The organism is Streptomyces sp. NPDC058375 (assembly GCF_042723425.1).
Classification (GTDB): domain Bacteria; phylum Actinomycetota; class Actinomycetes; order Streptomycetales; family Streptomycetaceae; genus Streptomyces; species Streptomyces durocortorensis.
This window is the reverse complement of record NZ_JBHXJG010000436.1, coordinates 1-3,109: the sequence shown is the minus strand read 5'-3', so window position 1 is coordinate 3,109 and position 3,109 is coordinate 1. Positions and strand designations below refer to the sequence as shown.

Annotated in this window: 4 protein-coding genes; all 4 read right to left on the bottom strand. The window is 71.7% G+C overall.

What is annotated here, in order from left to right; translation table 11 throughout:
• Positions 1-23 precede the first annotated feature (23 nt).
• Positions 24-518 carry a preprotein translocase subunit YajC gene (gene yajC, locus ACFWM7_RS34710; protein ID WP_383268606.1) on the bottom strand — a complete coding sequence of 165 codons (495 nt, stop codon included), beginning with the start codon at positions 516-518 and terminating at the stop codon, positions 24-26.
• A 166-nt stretch (positions 519-684) separates the two neighbouring features.
• Positions 685-1,770, bottom strand: a complete 1,086-nt coding sequence (ruvB, locus tag ACFWM7_RS34705; protein ID WP_383268603.1) for a Holliday junction branch migration DNA helicase RuvB — start codon at positions 1,768-1,770, stop codon at positions 685-687.
• A gap of 29 nt (positions 1,771-1,799) precedes the next feature.
• A complete protein-coding gene (gene ruvA / locus ACFWM7_RS34700) occupies positions 1,800-2,426 on the bottom strand; it encodes a Holliday junction branch migration protein RuvA (protein ID WP_383268600.1) in 627 nt (208 codons plus the stop codon).
• The gene (gene ruvC / locus ACFWM7_RS34695) at positions 2,423-2,986 is read right to left on the bottom strand and encodes a crossover junction endodeoxyribonuclease RuvC (protein ID WP_383268598.1); all 564 of its coding nucleotides are present in this window, start codon (positions 2,984-2,986) and stop codon (positions 2,423-2,425) included. Before ruvC ends, ruvA begins: the two co-directional genes overlap by 4 nt.
• Between the last annotated feature and the right edge of the window lie 123 nt (positions 2,987-3,109).

Below are 3,109 nucleotides of genomic sequence, written 5' to 3'. Positions count from 1 at the left end.
CGACGTCCCCGGGATCGTGAGAACTACTTGGAGTCGGCGTCGCCGTCGGTCTTGCCCTCGCCCTTGGCGTCCTTGGTGTCCTTGACGTCCTTGGCCGTGGCGTCCTCGGTCTCGGCGTCGTCGGCAGCGTCGTCCTTGCCGAGGTCGATCTTGGCGACCTCGGCGGCGTCGGCGTCACCGGTCAGCGAGGAGGCGTCGTCGGGGACGACGGTGCCGTCCGTGTCCAGCTCCTGGTCGTCGCCGTGGACGATGCGGTTGTACTCCGCGTCGTCCAGAACGGCGCCGATCGAGTTCTTCGCGTAGACGGCGTGCACGCCGGGGGCGACCTCGAGGAGCACGGTGTCGTCGTGGACTTCCTTCACGGTGGCGTACATGCCCCCGATCGTGCGGACGCCGGTACCGGGCTGCATGTCGTTGCGCATCTGTGCGGCCGCCGCCTGCTTCTTCTTGGCGGAGCGGGTCATCAGGAACATGGCCCCGATGAGCACGATGAAGGGGAGGAGAGTGATGAGATCCACGGGACGGGAATTCCTTCGCACGACCGCGCTGGAATGCGGCCTGTATATACGGGGGTGGGTACACCGACCGGTAAGGGCGGCATCGGCGGAGTCTAGATGAGTCCGCATCGATGGAACAACGCCCAGGATGGCACCCAGGTTCCGGTACGCGCGAACCTGTGACGCTTCACGCCCCGAACAGGCCCTGTTGTCCCTTTGCTCCGTGCTGCGGCGGGACCAGTCCCAGATGCGCCCAGGCCGCCGGGGTGGCGACCCGGCCGCGCGGGGTCCTGGCCAGCAGTCCTTCCCGTACGAGGAAGGGCTCGGCGACCTCCTCGACGGTCTCGCGCTCCTCCCCCACGGCGACCGCCAGGGTGGACAGGCCCACGGGGCCGCCGCCGAAGAGTTTCAGCAGGGCGCCGAGGACGGCGCGGTCCAGCCGATCGAGTCCGCGGGCGTCAACCTCGTACACCTTGAGGGCCGCCTCGGCGATCTCCCGGTCGATGGCTCCCTCCGCCTTGACCTGGGCGTAGTCGCGGACGCGCCGCAGCAGCCGGTTGGCGATACGGGGGGTGCCGCGGGAACGTCCGGCGATCTCGGCGGCGCCCTCCACGTCGATCTCGACGTCCAGGAGGCGGGCGGAGCGGTGGATGACGCGCTCCAGCTCGGCGGGGGCGTAGAACTCCATGTGCCCGGTGAAGCCGAATCGGTCGCGCAGCGGGGGCGGGAGCAGCCCGGCCCGGGTGGTGGCCCCGACCAGGGTGAAGGGGGGCAGCTCCAGCGGGATCGCGGTGGCGCCGGGGCCCTTGCCGACGATGACGTCGACGCGGAAGTCCTCCATCGCCATGTAGAGCATCTCCTCGGCGGGCCGGGACATGCGGTGGATCTCGTCGAGGAAGAGGACCTCGCCCTCCTGGAGGGAGGAGAGGATCGCCGCGAGGTCGCCGGCGTGCTGGATGGCGGGACCGGAGGTGATCCGGATCGGGGCGTTCATCTCGGCGGCGATGATCATGGAGAGGGTGGTCTTGCCGAGGCCGGGAGCGCCGGAGAGCAGCACATGGTCGGCGGTGGCGCCGCGGGCGCGGGCCGCCTTGAGGACCAGGTCGAGCTGTTCGCGGACCTTCTCCTGGCCGACGAACTCCTCCAGGTCCTTGGGGCGCAGGGCCGCCTCGACCGCGGTGTCCTCGCCGTCCGCGTCCGCATCGACCAGCCGGTCGTCGAAGGCCGGGCCGGTCGGCTCGTCGGTCTCGGGTCCGGTCTCGTCCCAGTTCATCAAGGGCCTCTTCGGTGGTTCGGTGCCGGTCAGCGGGCGCGGTTGAGAGTCTGCAGGGCGGCCCGCAGCAGCTGGGGCACGGGGGGTGCGGTGCCCTCGGCGACGGCGGCCTCGGCCTGCGGGGCGACGGCGTTGACGGCCTCGTCGGCCTCGCGGCTCGCGTAGCCGAGGCCGATCAGGGCGGCCTGGAGCTGGTCGCGCCAGCCGGAGGTCACGGGGGTGCCGATGCCCTGCTGGCCGATGTGCGCGCCGACCGGTTCGCCGAGCCGGTCCTTCAGCTCCAGCAGCAGCTTCTGGGCGCCCTTCTTGCCGATGCCGGAAACGGCGGTGAGCGCCTTCTCGTCGCCGGTGGAGACTGCCAGGCGCAGGGCGTCGGGGCTGTGGGTGGCGAGCATCGCCTGCGCGAGCCGGGGTCCGACTCCGCTGGCGGTCTGGAGCAGCTCGAACACCTGCCGCTGGTCGTCGTCGGCGAAGCCGTACAGGGTGAGGGAGTCCTCCCGGACGACCAGCGAGGTGGCGAGCCGGGCCTCCTTGCCGACGCGCAGGTCGGCGAGGGTGTGCGGGGTGCACTGGACGGCCATGCCGATGCCGCCGACCTCGATGACGGCCGTGGTCGGGGCGAGGGCGGCCACCGGGCCGGAGACGAAGGCGATCATGCGGTGCGGCCTTTCAGCGTGCGAGGCGTGCGAGGCGTGCGAGGCGTGCGGTGGTGAGCGGCGACGGCCTGCTGGAGGCGGTTCTGTGCAGGGGCGCGCCAGATGTGGCAGATGGCAAGGGCCAGGGCGTCGGCGGCGTCGGCGGGCTTGGGCGGGGCGTCCAGCCGCAGCAGCCGGGTCACCATCGCGCCGACCTGGGCCTTGTCGGCGCGGCCGGAGCCGGTGACGGCCGCCTTGACCTCGCTGGGGGTGTGCAGGGCGACGGGGATGCCGCGGCGGGCGGCGCAGAGCATCGCGACCGCGCTGGCCTGGGCGGTGCCCATGACCGTACGGACGTTGTGCTGGGCGAAGACCCGCTCCACGGCCACGTGACCCGGATCGTGCTCGTCGAGCCAGGCCTCTATGCCGCGCTCGATGGCGACGAGCCGGTCGCCCAGCTCCGCGTCGGAGGGGGTGCGCACGACGCCGACGCCGAGCATGGTCAGCGGGCGGCCCGCGACCCCTTCGACCACACCGACACCGCACCGGGTCAGCCCGGGGTCGACACCCAGAACCCGCATGGAGCCCCCCTGTCCTTGACGCTCACCACGCCCACTCGTTCATCTGTTCCCGCAGGCTATCGGCTCGCACTGACAAACCGTCGGAACCGACAAGACGACGGGCCGACGGGGTGTGTCCCCGTC